This window comes from Myroides sp. A21 (genome assembly GCF_000807225.1).
Classification (GTDB): Bacteria; Bacteroidota; Bacteroidia; order Flavobacteriales; family Flavobacteriaceae; genus Flavobacterium; species Flavobacterium odoratimimum.
Genome location: NZ_CP010327.1, coordinates 3,115,853 through 3,139,983 on the forward strand (window position 1 = coordinate 3,115,853; position 24,131 = coordinate 3,139,983).

Consider the following 24,131-nt stretch of genomic DNA (forward strand, 5'->3'; position numbering starts at 1 on the left):
AACTTTATTAGTTAGATATTTACTGTATATAGTATCTACTATATTACTTGTTTATAGTGTTTTTAATTCTCTACGATGAATAAGAATAGTTTTAGTATCTAAGTTTTATCAAGTAGTACAAATAGAGAACTTTAGTGACTTAATCGTGAAAGAGGTGTCCTAAGTGAATGTTCTTGTGGAGCATATATAAAAGTATATAATATATAAAAGAGGATAGACGTAATTAAAAAGGTGATGAGTATAAGTTTATATAAAAAAAAGTACAATGAACTTTCTAAAATGTTTAGAGAGAGTTATAGCATTAAGGACTTAGCGTCTGATTTATTTGATTTATTGTATGCATTGCAAGCAGATGAACAAACGAGTGAGAATTTATTGTTGCAGAGTCATATTTATGCATTATTAGAGTATTGGGAGACTGCATATAGATTGTTACTTGAAGTAGAAAGTAGTAAAACTCATAAAATCCAAGATAAGCTTTTTGTTTTTTCAGAGAAAGCAAAGACTCATAAAGATATTTTTGGTGTAAAAGATCTTCGAAAGTTAAGAGAAAGAAAGACAATAGACCTTCTGTTTCCAGAAGATATCACCCTCGTAGAGGGGACTAATAATCAATATGGTATAAAAGAGAAGAGAGTAGTTATTTTTAATAAGTACTGTCCACTTGATCGGTTTTTGATTATTAGCCATATTCCTTTTGATAGCAGAGCACAGTCTAAGGTGATAGATTATCTATATTGGCTTACAGACTTGCGTGAAGAGCTAATAGGATTCTATAATAGTGAGAATAACGCTTTCCTTCCTTTCTTAGACGGAAAAGCAGATGATGATTGGTATGATACCTTAGATGTATATAGTGTTACAATCTGTTTACATAATTTAGCACATATTACAGCGTCTATTGCAATAGGGGATGAGCTTATCGCTGATCATATTATAGATATAGAAATTTCTAATAAAGAATGTATCGAAATGAGTATAGATGGATAATAGAATATCTTGACTCTTTCTATGTATATGAAGCCTGTATGAGTTAGAAGTGTGTTCTAATAAATACAGGCTTCTTGTTTATAGATGATGAAGTGGTCTAACGTCAGATAGTTGTTTATATTCTTCTACTAACTTATCTAAGAATGTATATAAGGCTTGATTCATTGTAGTATAGTCGTATTTCATTAGTTGTTGAGCAGACTGTACAAAGCGATGATTAGCATATCTCACTAAGCTTTCTTGGTCATTAGCAATAATTAATTCTATTACTTCTGGTGTAAATTCCATATGACACTGCAATCCATACACTAGATTAGAATATTCTATTATTTGTCTAGGACATCCTTCGCTAGTAGCTAGTACTATAGCATCTGGTGTAAGTCCTGGCATATCATTGTGCCAGTGGCCTACTGGAAGTTCATTTTCTATATGTTTAAACTTTGGATGGGTCTTTCCTTCATCAGTAAGGTGAATAGGCCATACACCAAACTCTTTTTCTGGGCTGTGACTATAAGCGTTACACAGAGCTTCTCCTATTAGTTGTGCCCCTAGACAAACACCAATAACCGCTTTATGAGCAAGTATACACTTTAGTATCAATTCTTTTTCTTTTTGTGCATCAAAATAAGGGCATTCATCTGTTGTCGTAATAGGATCTTGAGGTCCTCCTAATACGATTAGTAAATCAATGTGTTCTGCTGAGGTAGGCAAAATATTGTTTTCATATAGTTTAGTCATACTTACACTATAATTATGATCTTTTACCCAATCTAAAAAGGCACCAGGCCCTTCATACTCCTCGTGAATTACAAAATGTATATGCATTATATCTATTGTTTGATTGGCAACAAAGGTAAATGCCTAGATAATGAAGGGTATAGTCCAGAATAAACAAAAGCTTCCTAGTCCAAGTAAATAAGGCGAAATTAGAAAGTATGGGGTATATGGTTGCTTATATTTTATTAAAATATACTAAATAGTTATAGTTTGTTTATTTTTGTTGTTTTTAAAATAATTTTTAATATATAAATAGTTGTAAAGTAGTTGTTATGTGGTATTATTGTAGGCGTAACCTCTGTTTTGTTGTGTTTTTGACAATACTTAATGTAGTTTTGTATTAGGTGATTAACCCCACATTCCCAATCTAACGTATGAGAAAACAATTACTAAAAACAGGTTTATTAAGTATTGCTTTATTTGCGCTAAGTACTAGTGTACAAGCTCAGCGTGTAGCTGAGAAGAAAGCTGATAAAGAGTATGAAAAACTAGCTTATATAGATGCTATAAAAATCTATGAACGCATGGCTAAAAAAGGATATATTAATGGAGATATATTAATGAAATTAGCTGATTCATATTATTTTAATGGGAAGCTACTTGATGCTAATAAATGGTATACAGAGCTGTTTAATGGAGAGTATGATGATAAGGATACAGTGAAGATTCCTTCAGAGTACTACTATCGCTATGCACAAACCTTAAAAGCTGCTGAACAATATGATGCTTCTAAGAAGGTAATGGAGCAGTTCGTTGTATTAGAAAAGGAAGACTCTAGGGCAAAATTATACCTAGCGAATAAGGACTATTTAAAAACAATAGAGGAAGGTACAGCTCGTTATGAATTGACACATACATCTATTAATACTCCTTATTCTGATTATGGAGCAGCAGTGATAGGAGATCAACTTATTTTTACTTCTGCACGTCCTTCTAGTGAATTATCAAGTAAGAAATTACACGAGTGGACGAATGAGAGTTTTACTACACTATACAGTAGTACGATCTTAGCAGATGGTAAGTTAGGAGAGCCTGTTGTTTACGCTCCTGAGTTGAGTTCTAAGGTTAATGATGCTACTGCTGTATTTACGAAGGATGGAAAGACCATGTTCTTTACTCGTAATAATTCTAATTTAAAAGGAAAGCGTAAAAACAATAAGAAAAACTCGTCTCTATTAAAGATATTTAGTGCTACTAAACAAGCTAATGGTACTTGGGGAGATATAAAAGAATTACCAATCAACTCAGATAACTTTAATACTGCGCACCCAGCGTTGACACCAGATAATGAATGGTTATATTTCTCTTCTGATAGAGAGGGAAGCGAAGGGCAGTCAGATATTTTTAGAGTAGCTTTATATCCTAATGATGTGTATGGAGGTGTAGAGAATATCGGGAAGAAAGTAAATACAGCAGGGCGTGAGACATTCCCATTTATTTCTTCTGATAATTATTTATTCTTTGCCTCTGATGGTCATCCAGGTTTAGGAGGATTAGATATCTTTTCGGCTAAGTTAGAGAAAAATGGGGTGATAGGAGAAGTAGTTAATTTAGGAGCGCCTATTAATAGTCCGTTTGATGATTTTTCTATTTATATCAATAGAGACACAAATGCAGGATATGTGAGTTCAAACCGACCAGAAGGGTTAGGAGGAGATGATATCTATTCTTTTATTCAGAAAGCATGTCTACAGCATATAATAGGTACTGTATATGATATTAAAACAAAGAAAGGTATTCCTAATGCAACTGTTGTGATATCAGATGGATTATATGAAAAGTCTAAAACCATTCAGACAGATGAGCAAGGTAAGTATAGTTCTGAGACATTAGATTGTAGTGAGAAGTATCGTATTAAGGCAGAAGCACCAGAGTATAGTACAGTAGAGTTAGTATTTGCTGCAGCTGATGTGGCAGGTGATAAAGAAGTGAATATCGGTTTAGATAAGGCATATGAGACAGTAGGTATAAACGATGATTTATTTAAGAAGCTAAAATTACAACCAATCTATTTTGACTTTGATCAATCATTTATCCGTAGAGATGCAGCGATAGAGCTGATGAAAGTAGTTGAGGTAATGAGAGAGTACCCAGCTATGATCATAGATGTGCGTTCACATACAGATAGTAGAGGAAATGACAATTATAATTTAGCCTTATCAGATAGACGTGTGAAAGCAACTATTAAATGGATGATTTCGCAAGGTATAGAACCAAGTCGTCTAACAGGTAGAGGATATGGAGAAAGTCAACTACAGAACAGATGTTCTAATGGAGTACCATGTAGTGAAGCTGATCATCAGCTAAACAGAAGAAGTGAATTTATCATTATAAAAATGTAACAAAAAAGAGGCGAGAGCCTCTTTTTTTAATTAGGAATTAGGAGTTAAGAATTAGGAATTAGGAATTATCTGCCTTGCGGGCAATATGCACACACAGAGTATCAATGTAGAGATGCAATATTTTGCGTGTCACACAATACATACATATACATACATACCATTTTCGTCTCCACACAGTAGTCATAAGTCATCTCCATAATCGTAGGGACTATTTCATACATCTGTACATCGTAACCACAAACTTTGTCTAGTTATAGAAATAGTCTTTTAATGTTTGAATACTATATATTTATCTAAATTATAAGTTTTAAAATTGTTATGCTGATTTTAAATATATTAAGATGAAAAAGATAGTACTTTTTATGAGTCTATTACTTATAATAGCTTGTAGTAGTGACGATGAATTTAGTCCAACAGTTGTTGATACTAATTATAGCATCATGTTAAAGGATATTAAAGGACATAATCTATTAGACCCTACGTATGAGGGATCCTTTTCTCATCAAAAAATAGTATTATATGAAGCAGATACAAATGGTCAAAACACATCTATTATTTATAGAAAAGGATCAGAAATAATAAAGTCTGTATCTATTGAAGGAAAGACGGAATATTATCTAGAAATACAAGGAGGTTCTTATATTGCACCTGATAGATATATTGTGTATTTATCTTTGCCAAATGGGGATTTAGATAAACTGGAAATGAAGTTTAAGAAGAAAGGTCATAGTACATTGAAATATGAAGTGTACTATAACTCTAAATTAATATGGCGTGAGGGAGATATTGATTTAGGGTTTGTTATCATTAAATAGATAAATATAAATAGTTGATAATTCTATCTTTTAGAATACCAACTATTTATATTATCGGTTTATAATTTCTCTATTTTCTGTGTTTTAAAGACGTATTTATCTCCCTACAGTAATCATAAGTATGTCATCATAAGATGAAATACTTCTCACACACTCTGCTTTTACTGACTTTCTTAGGAGGACATAGTATGAGTAAGTCCATTGTTTAATGTAGAGACGTCAATATTTTGCGTGTCACACCATACATACACAATATGTGTAGATGTGTAGTGTGGTTACGGTGTGTAGACAGAAGATGTTCCGTCTTTACCTTATATTCGTTGTGTTCTTATTGCAAAGACTTATCACATAATTATCCCCTAATGCCTGAAAGACAACAATTCTAAATTCCTAATTAAATTATAGTATTTCTCTTCTCAGATCTTCTGCAGACTTAGGAGATAGTGCACCTAGAGGAATATCATATACAGTCACAGCACCAGTTTCTCCCTTTTGAGCTAATTTATATACAGCACGCGAGAAGGCTACTAATACACTAGCAGTGAACTCAGGGTTACTCTCAAGTGTTAGTCCAAATTCTATATTTTGTTTAGTGTCTGTACCTGTGATACCAGATCTAAACACTTTACCACCGTGAGGCATAGCAGAGTGATTTGCTTTAAGTTCTTCCTCAGATATAAAGTGTACCGTAGTGTGATAATCAGCGAAGTAGTTAGGCATTGTTTTGATAGTGTGTTCTATGATAGAAGTATCAGCTCTATCTTCTGCTACTACATAGCAGATACGCTCATGCTTCTCAGCTGTAGTTAATACAGGGTTTTCTCCTTGACGTACTCTATCTAAAGCACTTTCTATAGGGATAGTATATTGTACTCCACCTTTAACCCCAGAGATACGTCTAATCGCATCAGAGTGTCCTTGGCTTAATCCTTTCCCCCAGAATGTATATGTTTCTCCTTGAGGTAAGATACTTTCCCCTAATAATCTAAGCATAGAGAACAGTCCTGGATCCCATCCCGTAGAGATAAGGCTCAACTTATTGTGATCTTTAGCTGCTTTGTTTACCGTATTGAAGAATTCAGGAATCTTAGCATGAGTGTCAAAGCTATCAACTGTATTAAACCACTGTGCGATATAAGGCACTTGCTCAGGCAGGTCAGTAGAAGACCCACCACAGATAATCATTACATCGATGATATCTCTATAATCTGTGATTTGATCGATGTGTATTGCTTGAGCCTGAGTAGGGATGCTTTGAGGATCTCTTCTTGTGAAGACAGCTACTAACTCTAAATCAGTATTTTGACGAATAGCAAGTTCTACACCTTTTCCTAAGTTTCCATAACCTACAATACCTATTTTGATAGGCTGATTAGAAGTATTCATATTTTTATTTTAAAAGTCTGTACAGTCCCTTTAGTTGTAGGGAGTTTCGTTTATAAGGGAGCTAATTTAGCTAAAACTTTAGACTTACTGTGCACTAAATAGATTATCATTAGTTGTCCCCACGCATCTTTCCTTGGTTCACTATGAATAAAATAAGCTCTTTAAGTCATTTCCTTATTAGCTAGAAGGGATTTGATATGTAATCTCAAAAGGAGTTAAAGTTTTTTTTGTATATTTGCAGAGTATTTTGCTTTAAATCAGAACCTTGTCTGAATACTTTTTAACTTGAAAGTATATAAATCAAAGCAAAAATACTTCTTCGTTTAGCTTTAAAAAGTACTATATTTTTTAAGGCTAAAAACTCTCATTTAGTACTATCGGTTTAAAATTACTAAAAAACACTTGTCCCTTTTTTCGAGTGTTTATGCGGTGTTCGTCGGTGCTTCTTCGGAAAAGGCCCCCATTTTGCAATACTTTTCCGAACAACTTCCAAACCACTCCCGAACAAAGTGCTTTTTTTAGCTATGAAACCCTTGGTGTTATTGGGATTGGACGTAGTTCGATAACTTCAGAACTAACATTTTGAGAATAAGTGTAGGTGCATTATGAGAACGGTAAAAAGTACTATTTGTGTTTTGATTGAGTATAATGCGTTAGGTTATTGTTATATAAATCAAATAATTTTTAAGAGAGGTCAATTACTTGTGTTCAACAACATGTTTTATAGACTCAATAAAATATAAATTTCCTAATTTTAGCCTTGAAAAATAAAAATAGTATGGAAGAGGCACAAGTGGTAATAGATCGTATATATAGTTATCTAGACAGGTATGGTTTAAAAACGAATACAGATACTGTAGAGGATTTGATTGCTTTTATAGAGGAGCAATGGAGCTTAGCTGATGAAAGTAAGTATTGTATATATGATGCCTCTATCATTATAGGACGTATGACTACTGAATATATAAGATTAAGAGAGTTTGAGAAGATGATGTTTTGGCTTGATGAAGGTGATAAGCATAGTAATAAAGATAGAAATCCTGAGTATGTACGCAATTATTATAAAGGAGAGTGTTGTTTAGAGTGTGGAAATGAAGAAGCTGCTCTGCATTATTTAAATTTGTGTTATGCTGTAGAGCCAGAGTATATCTTTACAAGAGCTCCTTTTTGCTATGAGTTTTTTAATCAACATTTAGAAAATCCTGTACAGTTGTCAGAGCCTATAGAAGAGGATGAGGTAGAAATAGAGATGGAGTTAGAACTACCTTTGTGGAAAGCCTTTTTTAAGATGGAAGAAGCTATCCGATGTGAAGTATTACTAGATTATATAGAAGATGAGGTAGATGAGAAGGAAGCAACAGAATTAATGAATCGAATAGTAAAGGACGTTCAAGAGAATGAACAGACTATTCTAGAAGAGTTATTGAGTAAGCTAGTTTCTAAATACGAGAAGTGGCAAGTGCAGTATGGATATGAAGCAGAGGATAAAGAAACTTTTATGCCTGATATTGTAGATAAGAATCAGTTCGGAATGTTGATTACACCGATGACTATCTATATTATACCAGAATCATGGACAGAACCTCCTCATATAGGATATCTCTTTGATTGTTCATGGGATAGAGAACATGCATTAGGATTCATGACTTATGACCATAAGGTAGAGCATATTGGTGGAGCAGATAGTGCTTTTTGTTTGTAGAGGAGTTGAATTATGTAAATTAATACACACCCTTCAAGGTATATACCTTGAAGGTTTTTTTGTTGTTAATCTATATTTATCCAAAAGGATTAGGTTCTATCATTGTGAAAAGTTAATAAACAAAACAGATTATTAGTCATAGCTTATTTTTTGTTTGATTTTTTAATTAATTATTAACATTTTGGTAATTGATGCGTAATGTTAAGGTTAACTAGTGAAGGTAGCTTTGCCTCAACAAAAAATGATAAACTAATGAAAATTAACTACAAATTACCAACTTGGATTTTAGGTCTAGTTATGACTGCGTCTGTAGTAGGGTGCCATGATGATAATAATTCAGGTAGTGGCGAAGGGGAAAACAATGGCGACAAAATTGTTTTAAAGAATCATTCAAAAACACCAGCTTTTGTTTACGCGATGCCTGGTTTTGAAAAGTTAGAGATTTTTTCTCTTATTTCGAGTGAAGATAAATTAAGTGAATCTCCTGATTTCGTGTTTGGAGGACAACCTGATGGGGCTGGTTTTATGAAAGATCCTAAAGGAGATGGATATTTGATGATTACAAATCATGAGATTATGAAATCTGTTTCTCGTGTTTATTTAGATAAAACATTTAAACCTGTTAAAGGAGAGTATATTGTAGATGGAATAGGAGGGATTACAAGGCTTTGTTCTGCTACTTTAGCAAAACCAGAGATACATGGTTTTGGACCTGTATTCTTGACAGCTGGAGAGTCGGGAGAAGAAAGTATGGTACACGCTATTGATCCTATGGGATCTACTGATCTTAAATCTAATCGAGATAGAGTATTGCCAGCGTTGGGTAAAGCAAGTATGGAGAATGCAGTTCCGCTTCCTTTGGATGTTTCTAATGGGAAAACGATTGTTTTAATTGGGGAAGATCAAGGGTATTCTTCTAATCATCAAAGTGCAGGGCAATTAATCATGTATGTTGGAAATAAAGGTGATCTTCAAGGAGGAAAATTATATGCATTAAAACGTAAGTCAGGAGGATATACTGAGATGGATATGAAAAAAGGAATGGAGTATGATGTAGAGTTTGTAGAGATACCAGGCGCTAAAGATATGACTGGAGCTCAGATTAATCAAAAGAATATGGAGCTAGGAGTTATTCGCTTTTCTCGAGTAGAAGATGTTGATTATAGAAAAGGTGCAGGAAAAGGAAATGAAATTTACTTTACTGCAACAGGGCAAGCAAGCGGAGGTAATCCTGTAAATGGTTTTACGATGTGGGGAAGAGTATATAAACTAGTATTAGATAAAAACGGTATGATGACAGGTAAATTATCTGTTGCTGCAGAGGGAGATAGTGATCCTGGTAAGAACCTAATCAATCCTGATAACCTATGTGTGACTGAGAATTATGTATATATTCAAGAAGATGGAGATTCTTATTATGCCGATGCAAAACATGATTCTTACATCTGGCAATATAAAATAGCTGATGGTTCTTATAAACCATGGTTGAATATGAAGCACAATAGAGAAGATGCGGAGTGGCAAAAGAATTATAATCAATCTGGAAATCTTCAGAAATTTGGTTCTTGGGAGTTTGGAGCAATGGAAGATATCTCTGAGTTGATAGGTGTTCCAAATACTTTTTCTGTTAATATTCACTCGCATACTTGGCAAAAAAATGAATTTGTTGATGCAGATAAAGCGGGTGTGAACAAGAATAAAGAAGGAGGTCAGGTAGTGATTATTCGCAACGTAGAAAAATAGTTTAAGTTCTAATGTTTTGTAACCTCTAGTAGTATCTTATTTACTACTAGAGGTCTTTTTTTAGATTTTATGAAAACAATTAAATACACTTTTTTGATTGTTTTGGTTTGTTGTTTATTTAGTTGTTCTAACAAAACCAAAATATATGAAAATATTACTTATAATAACTATTTATTGACTCAAGTAGATAGTTTAGAAACGACAATAAATAATTTAGTAGATGCAGTAGAACAAGGTAAAGATAGTACTGTTGTTAGAAATGCGTTCGTAGAGAGTAGAAAGGCTTATAAAAAAATAGAGTGGGCAGTTGCCTATTTTTTACCTCATACAAGTAAATCAATTAATGGACCTGCACTAGATCAACTAGATTTAGATGAGAATAAATATGTACCTGCAGAAGGGTATCAGGTTGTAGAAGAATATCTATATCCTGTCTATGATCTAGAAAATTATGGCGAACTACTTATTGATACAAAGAGGTTAAAAAACTTTGTACTGAGTATACGCAAGAATTTTGAAGTAATTACCATTTCGGAAGATGTAGTTTTAGAGGCATTAAAGATGGAGTTGTTTCAGATTACAGCTTTAGGGATTACAGGTTTTGATACTCCAGCAAGTAAATTGTTATTTGTGGAAGCTGCCGCTAGTCTATCAGGAGTTAAACAAGTATTGGAGTTATCGAAGAATTGGCAGAATACAGCTTCTTATCCAGAAGTGAAATTATTATTAGATAAAGCTATAACTATCTGTCAAAAAAATCCTAACAAGGACAGTTTTGATTATCTAGATTTTATTACTTCGTATTTAGATCCTATAGCAAAAGGAATTGTAGGGATACAAAGGGACTTAGAGATTCCTTTTAAGGATGGTAATCAAGTGGTAAAAGGTAGTGTGAACTCACTTTTTGATAAGGATTTGATTAATTTAAATGCTTTTTTACCAGATTCTACTTACTATTTAACGCCAGCAAAGGTTGCTCTAGGTAAAGAATTGTTTTTTGATAAAAAGCTTTCTAAAGATAGTTTTAGAAGTTGTGCTGATTGTCATCATCCAGATAAGGCGTTTAGTGAGCCTTTTAAAACAGCATTAGACCTAAAAGGTCAACCACTTCTGCGCAATACGCCTTCTCTGAATTACTCAGCATATTATCACGGGCAGTTTTGGGATATGCGAAGTGTTACTTTAGAGAGTCAGTCTTCTGATGTAATCACAAATAAAGATGAGATGCATGGAGATTTAAAACAAATAGTAGCTCATCTTAACGAAGAAGAAAAATACAAAAAACAGTTTAAAACAGTATACCAAACGGAAAAGGAAATAGAAGTATGGCAATTAGAAAATGTGTTAGCTTCTTATATTCGTTCTCTTTCTGTTTTTAACTCTCGTTTTGATCAGTATATGAGAGGTAATAAACAAGCTTTAACTTCTCGTGAAAAGAAAGGGTTCAATTTATTTGTAGGTAAAGCACAATGTGCAACTTGTCATTTTATGCCGGTGTTTAATGGGACAGTTCCTCCGTTTTTTGTGAATTCGGAACAAGAAGTATTAGGAGTACCAGCAGATAAACAAGGTAAGGTCTTAGATGGTGATTTAGGGAGATATGTATTTAATACAGATCTACCACAATTAAAACATTCGTTTAAGACACCTACTGTTAGGAATATAGGAGAAAGCGGTCCTTATATGCATAATGGTGTGTATGAGACTTTAGAAGAAGTAATGGATTTTTACAATAAAGGAGGAGGATTAGGTATGGGACTAGAAGTAGAAAGCCAAACCTTACCAGAAGACCCTTTACAGTTAACAGAGAGTGAAATTTCTGATATAGTATTATTTATGAAGGCATTAAGTGACCAATAATAAAAGTTAAATTCGTTTTAAAGCTCATGGTGTAGAACAATACATTGTGAGCTTTTTTAGTTATAGAAGTAGAGTAGAAGAGTTTCTTGTGATTTATTGAAAAAAGAGTACTTTTAGCACTCAAGTTTAAAAGAAATGTTATGGGGTTTTTTGATAAATTATTTGGGAAAGGCGTTAAGGAGGCAAATACTGTTGAATTAGAGACACAATATCAACAATTTTGGGATTGGTTTATTGCTAATGAGTCAAAATTCTATAAGACAATAGAAAATCATGAACGTGTAGTGGAGGATTTTATTGACATTGTCAGTCCTAAGTTAAAGGATATTAATCCAGACTTTAATATGCTAACAGGGATGGGAAAAGATGGGATAGGAGAACTAATTATTTCTCCTGATGGTAGACTAAAGTCATTGCCTTTTGTAGATGATTTTATTGAAGCAGCTCCAGAGCATGAAAGATGGCGTTTTATCAGTTGTAAACCGAGTGTAAAAGGGATAGGGTTAAATATGAATGGTTTTTTACTAGATGAAGAGACAGTTTCATTTGTACCTATTCATGATGATGAGTACCCTGATTATATCCATTTACGTTTTATAATTAAAGAATGTACTCCTGAGAATGAAGAAGAAATAGGGAATGCTCTTTATATGTTTTTAGACAATTACCTAGGTGAGATTAAGACAATGACTATGATAGATTACTTAGAGGTAAAAGGAGAGGAAGGTGTTGAGGGAGAGTTGATTCCAGTGTCTAAGTTAAGCGATTATTTAAGTTATAGGGAAACGGAGTTTGTGGAGAAGTATGATAGCGTGATTCGCAATAGTGAGGAGGATACTTATTCTATCTTAGAGAGTAATACTGATCATGAGCCCTTAATAGTGGTAGTGAATACTAGTTTTTTAAACTGGGACCAGAAGATGTCTTACCCATGGGTAGTGAAGGTTTCTATGGCTTATAATGGACGTGAGGATGGGTTACCTAATAAACAAGATGTCACGACTATGGATGAGATAGAAGATCTAATTCTCGAATCAGGAATCTTGCATAGCGTGGCCAGAGAGACAGGTTCTGGAGAACGCACTTTATTCTTTGCGACAAAAGATTATAAAAGCGCTTCTAGGGAAGTATTTAAGACAATAGGTTTATTTACAGATCGATTTGATATTGACTATACGATTTATAGAGATAAGTATTGGATGGGGGTAGAAGTGTATACTAGAGCGATTAATAATGGCTAGTGAATACAATATGATTTAGGTGATAGTTTTAATTTTTATTTAAAACATTTTAGTTATTATCTATTTAGTAATGAGAATAGTTAGTACGGATATTGAGATTTATGTAGTTGGTAAAGCTGTCAGAAAAAGTGTTAAAACAAGGATAAAACCTAAAAACACAAGGGTAGCAAATATGAAAATCTAAATAGTTATCCTATATTTGGGATGCTAAAAAAAAGAAATCATGAAAATTTTAATATCACCTGCTAAGAGTTTAGATTATACAACAGCGGTACCTGTAGAAAAAGCTACAAAAGCTTCATTCATCAAAGAATCAAAAGTAATCAATGAAGTTTTACAATCTAAAACTCCTATGGACTTAGAGGCTCTAATGAAGATATCTAACAATCTAGCAGAACTAAATTGGAAGAGAAATCAAGAGAGAGCTTTTGTGAAGAAAGCTGGAAGGGAAAAAGATTTTAGACAAGCAGTTTTTGCTTTTAATGGAGATGTATACGCTGGTTTAGACCCTTATAGTCTAACAGCAGAGAAAATAGAGATATTACAAGATAAATTAAGAATATTATCAGGTCTTTATGGCTTGTTAAAACCTTTAGATGAAATAGAACCGTATCGCTTAGAAATGGGAACTAAAATGGCTGTAGGAGCAAATGCAAACTTATATGAGTTTTGGAAACCAATTTTAGCAGAAGCTTTAAATAAAGAAATGAAACAAGGTGAGTTACTAATTAACTTAGCTAGTAATGAATATTTTAGTGCTATTGATAAAAAAGCGATTAAAGGAACTCTTGTTACTCCAGATTTTAAAGAATTGAGAGAGGGAAAACTGAAGACAATCAGTTTCTATGCTAAAAAAGCAAGAGGAATGATGGTGCGTTATATCATAGATAATAATGTCAATGATATAGAGGGTTTAAAAAAGTTTAATGTAGATGGGTATGCATGGAGTGAAGCTGATTCTAAGGGTAATAATTTAGTGTTTACAAGATAAAATTTTATATACCACCAATATACAAATATGGAATTAGTACATTATATTACTTCAGATGTATTTACAATCGAGAAGTTAAATGAGATTTTAACTCAAGGTCAAAAAATACAGCTTTCTGAAGAGGCAAGAGCGAATATTGTGAATTGTCGTATGTATTTAGACGATAAAATGGCTAAACAAGCAGATCCTATTTATGGGATTAATACAGGGTTTGGTTCATTGTGTAACGTCAAAATAGACAATGATAACTTATCTCAATTGCAAGAAAACTTAATGATGTCTCACGCTTGTGGAACAGGAGAGATTGTTCCTGAAGAGATCGTTAAGATTATGTTGTTGTTAAAAGTGAAGTCTCTTAGTTACGGTAACTCAGGGGTTCAGTTAGAAACAGTAGAGAGATTAATTGATTTCTTTAATAATGATATTCTTCCTGTAGTTTATAACCAAGGGTCTTTAGGGGCTTCAGGGGATTTATCTCCACTAGCGCACTTGACATTGCCATTAATCGGTGAAGGAGAAGTGTTCTGTGATGGATTTAGACAACCGGCCAATAAAGTGCTAGCTAATCACAATTGGCAGCCTATAAAATTAAAATCAAAAGAAGGATTAGCCTTGTTGAATGGAACTCAGTTTATGAGTGCTTATGGGTGCTATATTCTTTTGAAATCAAAGAAATTATCTTATTTAGCTGATGTTATAGGGGCTATTTCTTTAGAAGGATTTGATGGTAGAATAGAGCCGTTTAATGAGTTAATTCACTATGTAAGACCTCATAAAGGGCAGATAGAGACAGCACAGTTTTTTAATGAAATTTTAGAAGGGTCTGAATTGATTAGTCGTCCTAAAGAGCACGTTCAAGATCCATACTCATTCAGATGTATTCCACAGGTACATGGAGCATCAAAAGACGCTATCGATTATGTGAATCGCGTGTTTAAAACAGAGATTAACTCTGTGACAGATAACCCAAATGTGTTTTATAAAGACGATATTATTGTTTCTGGAGGTAATTTCCATGGACAGCCATTGGCATTAGCGTTAGATTTCTTAGGAATTGCTTTAGCTGAATTGGGAAGTATTTCTGAGCGTAGAACTTATCAATTGATTTCAGGGCTAAGAGGCTTACCAGCGTTCTTGGTTTCTAATCCAGGTTTAAACTCAGGGTTTATGATTCCTCAATATACAGCTGCGAGTATTGTAAGTCAGAACAAACAATTAGCAACTCCTGCGAGTGTGGATAGTATCGTGTCAAGTAATGGACAAGAGGATCACGTAAGTATGGGGGCTAATGGGGCTACGAAGACGCTACGCATAGTAGATAATTTAGAGCGCATTCTAGCTATAGAATTGATGAATGCAGCACAAGCATTAGAGTTCAGAAGACCTGCGAAATCAAGTGAGTTCATTGAATCTTTCTTGAAAATTTATAGAGAAGAGGTTTCTTTTGTAGATGTTGATCGCATTTTACATTATGATATAGAAAAGTCAATAGCATTCTTAAATTCATTTCAAATAGATTTAGAAGCTTAAGACTTATAAAATTATAGAAATATTAGGATTAACCGCATCTTTCTTTCTAAAAGGGGTGCGGTTTTTTTAATATATATGCTATATTTGTATACGTTTATAAAAATGATTCTCATTGGCCAACATTAATAAACTTAAAATCCTAAATGATCCTATTTATGGATTCATTTCTATACCAAACTCTTTGGTATATGACTTAATTGAACACCCTTATTTTCAACGATTGAGAAGAATCTCTCAAATGGGAGTATCTTATCTAGTATACCCTGGTGCTCATCACACTCGTTTTCATCATGCTTTAGGCTGTATGCATTTAATGCAAAAAGCGGTACAAGTTTTGCGTTTTAAGAATGTAGAGATTTCTGAAGAAGAAGAAAATGCTTTGTATGTAGCTATTTTACTTCATGATATAGGGCATGGACCTTTCTCTCATGCGATGGAAGAAAGTATTGTAGAGGGAGTTCATCACGAAGAGATTTCAATCTTGTTTATGAATCGTTTAAATAAAGAGTTTGAAGGGAAGTTAGACTTAGCAATCAAGATATTTAAAGGTGAATATCACCGTAAGTTTATGTTACAATTGATCTCAGGTCAGTTAGACATGGATCGTATGGATTATCTAAAGAGAGATAGTTTCTATAGTGGAGTAGCAGAAGGTAATATTAACTCAGAGCGATTAATTCAGATGTTGAATGTAGTGAATGATGAGTTAGTCGTGGAAAAGAAGGGGATTTACTCTGTAGAGATGTTTTTGATCGCACGTAGATTAATGTATTGGCAAGCATATCTACACAAGACAAGTGTATGTGCAGAATTAATTTTAGTGCGTGTATTAAAACGAGCAAAAGAATTAACTCATAAAGGAGTAGAGTTATGGTGTAGTGAGTCTTTACAATTCTTTCTAAAGAATCAGATAGAAGAAGGAGATTTCGATCAAGTAGGGTTAGAGAAGTTCGCTCTACTAGACGACTCAGATATTCTAGGAGCTCTTAAATCATGGCAATTCCACAATGACTTTATTTTGTCAGAATTGAGTAAAATGATTATTAATCGCGAGCTATTACGCATTGAATTTGTCTCAGATAAAGAGGAAACAAAGTTAAAGTTAAATAATATGCTTGATAAAGTATCTAAGAAATATTCTATTTCTAATGAGGCTTCAAAATACTTTGTATTTAAAGGTAAAATGGAGAATCAAGCGTATAGTAAAGATAAAGAGCCTATTATGATACTTAAAAAAGATGGGACAACAAAAGATGTGTTATCAGTATCAGATGAATTAAACCTTAAATCATTGACGAAAGTGGTGGCAAAGTATTTTGTTTGTTATCCAAAAAACGTTTTTGAAAGTTAAATTTCAATTATATTTTATATTTTTGCCTCGATGAAAATAGCAGCAGAACAAATAGCGTCAGTATTAGAAGGAGAAATTGTAGGGAATCCTATGATAGAAGTAAGTACATTGGCTAAGATAGAGGAAGGAACAGCAGGTTCGATTTCTTTTTTAGCGAATCCTAAATACGTACACCATATATATACAACAAATGCCTCTGTGGTTATCGTAAATAAAACTTTCGAACCAGAGCATCCAATAACAGCAACTTTAATTAAAGTAGATGATGCGTATAAAGCATTCTCTAAATTATTAGAGTATTACAATCAAGTGAAATTAATGAAGTCAGGAATCGAACAACCTTCAGTTATATCAGAAGGGGTAGAGTACGGCGATGACTTATATTTAGGTAGTTTTGCCTATATTGGTAAAAATGTTAAAATAGGAAATAACGTAAAAATATACCCTAATACATTCGTAGGAGACAATGTACGTATTGGGGATAATACAGTTTTATTTGCAGGAGTTCGTATTTACTCAGAATCTGTAATAGGAGCTAATTGTACTTTTCATGCAGGAGTAATTATTGGATCTGATGGATTTGGTTTTGCACCTAATCCTGATGGGACATTTAATAAAGTTCCTCAGATAGGTAATGTTATCATTGAGGATAATGTAGAAATAGGTGCAGCGTCTACTATAGATAGAGCTACCTTAGGATCTACAATTATTCGCAAAGGAGTAAAGTTAGATAATCAAATTCAGATAGCTCACAATGTGGAGATAGGAGAGAATACAGTAATCGCTTCTCAAACAGGAGTGGCGGGATCTACAAAGATTGGAAAAAACTGTATGATAGGAGGGCAAGTAGGTATAGTAGGACATTTGACAATAGGTGATAATGTTCGTATTCAGGCTCAGTCAGGAGTAACTAAGAATTTAGAGAATGGTGCGGCAGTACAAGGTAGTCCAGCATTACCTCATAGTGATTTTTTAAAGTCATATAGTTACTTTAAAAACTTTTCTAAGATTGTTAGTGACATAGAGTCAATTAAAAAGAATATAAAATAAGAGCCTTTCAAAATATTTAAAGAGATTTAATTATGGTTAAACAAAAAACCATCCAAAGCGAAGTAACACTTAGTGGTGTAGGTTTACATACAGGTCAATTGGTGACAATGACTTTAAAACCTGCTCCAATCAATAATGGTTTTACTTTTGTACGTATGGATTTAGAGGGACATCCAATTATAGAAGCGGATGCTAATTATGTTGTAAATACACAACGTGGTACAAACCTTGAAAAAAAGGGAGTAAAAATACAAACAACAGAGCATGTATTAGCAGCTTTTGTAGGATGTGATTTAGATAATGTTATCATTGAGTTAAACGCATCTGAGCCTCCTATTATGGATGGGTCTTCTAAATACTTTGTTGAAGCAGTTGAAAAAGCAGGTATCGTAGAACAAGACGCTGAACGTGAGGAGTACATCGTGAAAGAAGTTATTTCTTTTGTAGATGAACAAACGGGAAGTGAAATAATCGTTATGCCTTCTGATAGTTACCAAGTGACTGCAATGGTTGATTTTGGTACTAAAGTATTAGGTACGCAGAACGCTACATTGAAATCAATGTCTGACTTTAAAGAAGAGATATCTGAAGCACGTACTTTTAGTTTCTTACACGAGCTAGAAGCATTACTTGCGAATGGATTGATTAAAGGAGGAGATTTAAATAACGCTATTGTTTATGTAGATAAGGATATATCTCCAGAAACAATGGAACACCTTAAAAAAGCATTTGGCAAAGAAGAGATTGCTGTTAAGCCAAATGGAGTTTTAGATAACTTAACATTACATTATCCTAATGAAGCTGCACGTCACAAATTACTTGATGTGATCGGAGATTTAGCTTTAATAGGAACAAGAATAAGAGGTAAAGTTATTGCAAATAAACCAGGACATTCAGTGAATACTAATTTTGCTAAGAAAATGTCTAAGATTATTCGCAATGAAAAGCGTAACCAAGTTCCATCTTATGATTTACATGCAGAACCATTAATGGATGTAAATAAAATTATGGCTTTATTACCTCACAGACCTCCATTCTTATTAGTAGATAAGATTTTAGAGATGTCTGATAAGCACGTAGTAGGACTTAAGAATGTAACGATGAATGAACCATTCTTCGTTGGACACTTCCCTGGTGCACCAGTTATGCCAGGAGTTCTTATCTGTGAAGCAATGGCTCAATCAGGAGGAATTCTTATCTTGAGTACTGTACCAGATCCAGAAAACTATCTTACTTATTTTATGAAAATGGATAATGTGAAGTTTAAAAACAAAGTACACCCTGGTGATACTTTAGTTTTTAAATTAGAGCTTATTACACCAATAAGAAGAGGGATATGTCATATGCAGGGATATGCGTATGCCAATGGAAAATTAGTAGCTGAGGCTGAATTAATGGCTCAGATTTCAAAAATAACAAATAACTAAGAATATGAATCAGCCTTTAGCATATGTACATCCTGGAGCTAAAATAGCTAGAAATGTTGTCATAGAACCTTTTACAACCATTCATAATAATGTTGAAATAGGGGAAGGAACATGGATAGGATCAAATGTTACTATCATGGAAGGAGCTCGCATCGGAAAGAATTGTAAGATTTTTCCTGGAGCAGTTATTTCAGCAGAACCACAAGATTTAAAATTCGAAGGAGAAGTTACAACAGTAGAGATAGGGGATAATACAACTATTAGAGAATGTGTAACAATCAATAGAGGAACAAAAGATAGATATAAAACTGTTATCGGTGATAACTGTTTAATTCAGGCGTATAGTCATATTGCACACGATTGTATCGTTGGTAATAACTGTATTTTTTCTAACTCTAGTACTTTAGCTGGACACGTTACTATAGGAGATTATGTTGTATTAGCAGGATTAGTTGCTGTACATCAATTCTGTACTATCGGATCACATTCATTTGTGACTGGAGGTACATTAGTACGTAAAGACGTTCCTCCTTATATTAAGGCAGCACGTGAACCTATTTCTTATGCTGGTATTAACTCAGTAGGATTGAGAAGAAGAGGATATTCTCCAGAAAAAATCAGAGAGATTCAAGAGATCTATCGTATTTTATATCAAAAGAACTATAATACAAGTCAAGCACTTGAAATTATAGAGGCAGATATGGAAGCAACTCCAGAAAGAGATGAAGTTTTAATGTTTATCCGTAATTCATCAAGAGGAATTATGAGAGGATATTCAGGAATATATTAGTAATACTAAATAAAATAAAAGAATGGCAACAACAGCTGATATTAGAAATGGTTTATGTATCCAATACAACAATGATATTTATAAAATTGTTGAGTTTTTACACGTTAAACCTGGAAAAGGGCCTGCATTTGTTAGAACTAAAATGAGAAGCGTTACTAATGGAAGAGTATTAGAGAATACTTTTTCTGCTGGTCACAAAATCGATACTGTAAGAGTAGAAACACATAAATTCCAATATTTATACCCAGAGGGAGATCAGTTCCACTTTATGAATGTTGAGACTTATGAGCAAATTACGCTTTTAAAAGACGTATTAGATGCTCCAGGCTTATTAAAAGAAGGAGAAACTGTAATGGTTCAAATTAATTCAGAGACTGAATTACCGTTAGCAGTAGATATGCCTGCTTCTGTAATTCTAGAAGTAACTTATACTGAGCCAGGAGTAAAAGGAAATACAGCTACAAATGCTACAAAACCTGCTACTGTTGAAACAGGTGCTATTGTCAATGTACCTTTATTCATCAACGAAGGTGATAAAATCAAGATTGATACATCAAACAGCGCTTATATGGAGCGTATCAAGGAGTAATCACTTTTTAGAAGAAGAGAGATGCGTTTTGCAAAAGTTCAAGATTTACAGACTATAGCAGAGATTATTGGATGTAAGTTTGTAGGTGATGCTAATTTTCCAGTTTATGGAATGAACGAAATTCACGTTGTACAAGAAGGTGAAATCGTTTTTGTGGATCATCCTAAATATTATGATAAAGCGTTAAACTCTAATGCGACAATCATTTTAATTAATAAAGATGTAGAGTGCCCAGAGGGTAAGGCTTTATTAATATCTGATGATCCGTTTAGAGATTTTAATAAATTATCTAAGTTCTTTAACCCGTTTAAACCAGCAACTGAGGTACAAGCTAAAGATGCTATTATCGGGGAAGGAACAATCATTCAACCTAATGTATTCATTGGTCATAATGTAGTGATTGGTAAAAATTGTGTTATTCACCCTAATGTAGTTTTATATGATGGAACTATTATAGGGGATAATGTAGTTATTCATGCTGGAGCTATACTAGGTGCTGATGCGTTCTACTATAAAAAGAGACCAGAAGGATTTGATCCATTAGTATCTTGTGGTAGAGTAGTTATCGAAGATAACGTAGGTATCGGTGCTGCATGTACTATAGATAGAGGTGTGACAGGAGATACTACTATTAAAGAGGGAGCTAAAATAGATAATCAAGTTCATATCGGACATGATACTGTGGTAGGTGTACGTTCTTTAATTGCGGCTCAATGTGGTATAGCTGGTTGTGTGGTCATAGAAGATGAAGTAACGCTATGGGGACAAGTAGGTACTACAAGTGGTATTACTATTGGAACTAAAGCTGTTGTTTTAGCTCAATCTGGAGTATCTAAATCGTTAGTTGGAGGTAAAGTTTATTTTGGGTATCCTGCAGAGGAATCAAGAGATAAATTAAAGCAATTAGCTAGTATTAAGAGAATACCAGAATTAGTAGAGAAAACTAAGCATTTATAGTATTTGACATTCGTGTCTGACATAAATCAGGTTTCTTGAGATTGAAAACAAAGAATGTTATTAATTAATCAATTAATCTTACTTATAAGGGGGTAAAAAGTTTTAATAGTAATTAGAATTGTTTATTTTTGTGTAAGTAAGTTTAAATAAATAAAAACAAGATCATGAGTGTTTTAGTAAATAAAGATTCAAAAATAATCGTTCAGGGGTTTACTGGAAGTGAAGGTACATTCCACGCTTCACAAATGATTGAGTACGGAACAAACGTAGTAGGTGGTGTAACTCCAGGAAAAGGGGGAACTACTCACTTAGATCGTCCAGTATTCAACACAGTTTCAGAAGCTGTAGAAAAAGCAGGTGCTGATACATCTATTATTTTCGTACCACCAGCATTTGCTGCTGACGCTATAATGGAAGCTGCTGATGCAGGTATCAAAGTTATTATTTGTATTACAGAAGGTATTCCAGTAGCTGAAATGATCAAAGCTTACGACTACATCAAAGGTAGAGATTGTAGATTAGTTGGACCTAACTGTCCAGGAGTAATCACTCCAGGTGAAGCTAAAGTTGGTATTATGCCAGGTTTCGTTTTCAAAAAAGGAACAGTTGGAATCGTTTCTAAATCAGGAACTTTAACTTATGAGGCTGCTGATCAAGTTGTAAAACAAGGTTTAGGTATTACAACAGCTATCGGAATTGGTGGAGACCCAATCATTGGAACAACTACTAAAGAAGCTGTACAATTATTAATGGCTGATCCAGAAACTGAAGCAATCATTATGATTGGTGAGATTGGTGGTCAATTAGAAGCTGATGCTGCTCGTTGGATTAAAGAAAATGGTAATAAAAAACCTGTTATCGGATTCATCGCTGGAGAGACTGCTCCTAAAGGAAGAACAATGGGACACGCTGGTGCTATCGTAGGTGGAGCTGATGATACAGCTGCTGCTAAGAAACGTATCATGAGCGAATGTGGAATCCATGTTGTTGATTCTCCTGCTGAGATCGGTAAAAAAGTAAAAGAAGTTTTAGGATAATTCTATTCTAAAATAAAACAAATAAGGAAGGCCTATACATCATGTATAGGCCTTTTTGTTTAAAAATATTTTTGTTGTATTTTCAATATTCTTGATTACTCATCAGCTTTTTTTAAATATCGCTTTTATAAGAGATCTTCTGTTTAGTATATTTAGGTTTGATATCATAATTTATACTTAATTGAAGGTTAAAAATTAAGTATGTTCTTAATGAATAATTTATTAGCTTGTGTTTAATAATGGAAATTAACAGAATAAAAAAATAATCCATTTTAATGATAGGAGTATTTGTGCTAATAAAAATCTTATGTATATTGTAATGCACTTACAAAATAAGTAATAGTTATGTCTTTTTACTAGTAAGTATTGATTTAGAACCCTAACCAAACTATAACTATAGCAATTGAAAAATTGTTTTATTTCAAAAAGAGACTCTTTATTAAGAGTCTCTTTTTTTATTCTTTATCTAATAAGTATAAGTAAGCAGGAGGTAAGTGGTGTGACATTATATTTTCAGGTTTATGAAACTTGATTTGATATTCTGTATCCTTGAGTCCATCTAATATAATTGGGTTACTACATCTCGCATAGTTACTATTTAGAACATATTTAGGCTCTACTAATTCTGGTAATTGTTTTTGAATTAGGTTAAAGACAAAGGAACCTAGATATTTGTTATATTTCTTGACACTTTTTTCGGTAGGCTTTTTTATACCATTAAAAATACTAGTAGCAACCATTCTCTTAGGCCAAGTTACTTTTTTTAATGCTTTTTTTACCTCGTGATCTGCTAAAGGGCTAATTTCGTTAAAGTCTCTAAAAGTCTGTGTTGTTGGTGGAAGTTCAGGAACCCAGTCTTGGGTATTAATAACAGAGTAACTCCAACTTTTAGCTAGTTTCTCATATTGATAACTAAAGTAAAGATTTCCAGGTTTAGGAGGAGCAATTGCATAAGTCTTAAACTGTAAATCTTTAGGTAATTTTCCTTCTAGTTGTTGATTCATTAGATTAGCTGTTATTAGATAAGCTATAGCAGCACCTTGACTATGTCCAGAGATAATAAAATCTTTATGATTTTTCTGGACTAGACTATCCAACTTAGGTTTAATATCTTCCATTAAATATAGAGATGCTATAGTCCATCCTGCATGAACAGTTGCTCGTTCATCTTGAGATAGTTTGTAACTAACTTTTTTAGTATTATCTAATTGTATTTCTCCTGATGAAGGAATCATAGCTGCATAGTAATTAGCTAACCAACTAGCTCCCTTGTTTACAGATCCTCTAATAACTATTTCTACAGTATTTGTTTTATCATTGTGGTATAATGCCCACATATTGGTTAACCCCATTTCTGGTGATCTATACGTATTCTTATAACCAGTAAGATTATAAAGTGAATCTGTGGGGAAAGCTTTGTGTATATCAGTAGCTAGTTGTAAGCTATTGTATATTTCTTGTTTATCAGCTATAGGCTTTAAGTTTTGTGCAAAACTGATAGAAGTAGAACAAAGTAAAAGGAGATAAATTCTTTTTATCATAGAAAAGGACTT

19 protein-coding genes are annotated in these 24,131 nt (G+C 33.4%); 16 read left to right on the forward strand and 3 right to left on the reverse strand.

Annotation, left to right across the window (positions count from 1 at the left end; all coding sequences use genetic code 11):
- Positions 1-234 precede the first annotated feature (234 nt).
- Positions 235-990: a hypothetical protein gene (locus MYRA21_RS13940; protein WP_006258936.1), complete on the forward strand. Its 756-nt coding sequence runs from the start codon at positions 235-237 to the stop codon at positions 988-990.
- A 78-nt stretch (positions 991-1,068) separates the two neighbouring features.
- Here the strand turns inward: MYRA21_RS13940 and MYRA21_RS13945 are convergent, their stop codons facing one another.
- Positions 1,069-1,815 carry a hypothetical protein gene (locus MYRA21_RS13945; RefSeq protein WP_006263530.1) on the reverse strand — a complete coding sequence of 249 codons (747 nt, stop codon included), beginning with the start codon at positions 1,813-1,815 and terminating at the stop codon, positions 1,069-1,071.
- A gap of 326 nt (positions 1,816-2,141) precedes the next feature.
- Between MYRA21_RS13945 and MYRA21_RS13950 the strand changes: the two genes are divergently transcribed.
- Positions 2,142-4,109, forward strand: coding sequence for an OmpA family protein (locus tag MYRA21_RS13950; protein WP_039329475.1), 1,968 nt, complete (start codon positions 2,142-2,144; stop codon positions 4,107-4,109).
- A 341-nt stretch (positions 4,110-4,450) separates the two neighbouring features.
- The gene (locus tag MYRA21_RS13955) at positions 4,451-4,924 is read left to right on the forward strand and encodes a hypothetical protein (protein WP_006258933.1); all 474 of its coding nucleotides are present in this window, start codon (positions 4,451-4,453) and stop codon (positions 4,922-4,924) included.
- A 399-nt stretch (positions 4,925-5,323) separates the two neighbouring features.
- Here the strand turns inward: MYRA21_RS13955 and MYRA21_RS13960 are convergent, their stop codons facing one another.
- Positions 5,324-6,310: a diaminopimelate dehydrogenase gene (locus MYRA21_RS13960; protein WP_039329477.1), complete on the reverse strand. Its 987-nt coding sequence runs from the start codon at positions 6,308-6,310 to the stop codon at positions 5,324-5,326.
- Between the two features lie 778 nt (positions 6,311-7,088).
- On the opposite strand from MYRA21_RS13960, the gene MYRA21_RS13965 reads away from it, so the two are divergent.
- The 13 genes from MYRA21_RS13965 (at position 7,089) to sucD (ending at position 22,578) form a co-directional block, all read left to right on the forward strand.
- Positions 7,089-8,012, forward strand: a complete 924-nt coding sequence (locus tag MYRA21_RS13965) for a hypothetical protein (RefSeq protein ID WP_039329479.1) — start codon at positions 7,089-7,091, stop codon at positions 8,010-8,012.
- Between the two features lie 198 nt (positions 8,013-8,210).
- Entirely contained in the window at positions 8,211-9,755 is a 1,545-nt protein-coding gene (locus tag MYRA21_RS13970) for a hypothetical protein (RefSeq protein WP_006261156.1), read from the forward strand.
- Between the two features lie 69 nt (positions 9,756-9,824).
- Entirely contained in the window at positions 9,825-11,615 is a 1,791-nt protein-coding gene (locus MYRA21_RS13975) for a cytochrome c peroxidase (protein WP_016649467.1), read from the forward strand.
- 140 nt (positions 11,616-11,755) lie between these two features.
- Positions 11,756-12,856, forward strand: a complete 1,101-nt coding sequence (locus MYRA21_RS13980) for a DUF695 domain-containing protein (RefSeq protein WP_039329481.1) — start codon at positions 11,756-11,758, stop codon at positions 12,854-12,856.
- A 223-nt stretch (positions 12,857-13,079) separates the two neighbouring features.
- On the forward strand, positions 13,080-13,847 hold the full coding sequence (gene yaaA, locus MYRA21_RS13985) for a peroxide stress protein YaaA (RefSeq protein ID WP_006258926.1): 768 nt from the start codon (positions 13,080-13,082) through the stop codon (positions 13,845-13,847).
- 27 nt (positions 13,848-13,874) lie between these two features.
- The gene (gene hutH / locus MYRA21_RS13990) at positions 13,875-15,377 is read left to right on the forward strand and encodes a histidine ammonia-lyase (RefSeq protein WP_039329484.1); all 1,503 of its coding nucleotides are present in this window, start codon (positions 13,875-13,877) and stop codon (positions 15,375-15,377) included.
- Positions 15,378-15,489: 112 nt separating this feature from the next.
- Complete coding sequence (locus MYRA21_RS13995) at positions 15,490-16,728, forward strand: HD domain-containing protein (protein ID WP_006261160.1); 1,239 nt, start codon at positions 15,490-15,492, stop codon at positions 16,726-16,728.
- A 30-nt stretch (positions 16,729-16,758) separates the two neighbouring features.
- Entirely contained in the window at positions 16,759-17,778 is a 1,020-nt protein-coding gene (lpxD, locus tag MYRA21_RS14000; protein ID WP_006258923.1) for a UDP-3-O-(3-hydroxymyristoyl)glucosamine N-acyltransferase, read from the forward strand.
- Positions 17,779-17,810: 32 nt separating this feature from the next.
- On the forward strand, positions 17,811-19,205 hold the full coding sequence (locus tag MYRA21_RS14005) for a bifunctional UDP-3-O-[3-hydroxymyristoyl] N-acetylglucosamine deacetylase/3-hydroxyacyl-ACP dehydratase (RefSeq protein ID WP_006258922.1): 1,395 nt from the start codon (positions 17,811-17,813) through the stop codon (positions 19,203-19,205).
- A gap of 4 nt (positions 19,206-19,209) precedes the next feature.
- Entirely contained in the window at positions 19,210-19,995 is a 786-nt protein-coding gene (gene lpxA / locus MYRA21_RS14010) for an acyl-ACP--UDP-N-acetylglucosamine O-acyltransferase (protein ID WP_006258921.1), read from the forward strand.
- A 22-nt stretch (positions 19,996-20,017) separates the two neighbouring features.
- Positions 20,018-20,584: an elongation factor P gene (gene efp / locus MYRA21_RS14015; protein WP_006258920.1), complete on the forward strand. Its 567-nt coding sequence runs from the start codon at positions 20,018-20,020 to the stop codon at positions 20,582-20,584.
- A gap of 21 nt (positions 20,585-20,605) precedes the next feature.
- Positions 20,606-21,541 carry a UDP-3-O-(3-hydroxymyristoyl)glucosamine N-acyltransferase gene (locus tag MYRA21_RS14020; protein ID WP_006258919.1) on the forward strand — a complete coding sequence of 312 codons (936 nt, stop codon included), beginning with the start codon at positions 20,606-20,608 and terminating at the stop codon, positions 21,539-21,541.
- Between the two features lie 164 nt (positions 21,542-21,705).
- Entirely contained in the window at positions 21,706-22,578 is an 873-nt protein-coding gene (gene sucD, locus MYRA21_RS14025; protein ID WP_006258918.1) for a succinate--CoA ligase subunit alpha, read from the forward strand.
- Positions 22,579-23,033: 455 nt separating this feature from the next.
- On the opposite strand, the gene MYRA21_RS14030 is transcribed toward sucD, so the two are convergent.
- A complete protein-coding gene (locus MYRA21_RS14030) occupies positions 23,034-24,119 on the reverse strand; it encodes a lipase family protein (RefSeq protein ID WP_006258917.1) in 1,086 nt (361 codons plus the stop codon).
- Positions 24,120-24,131 lie beyond the last annotated feature (12 nt).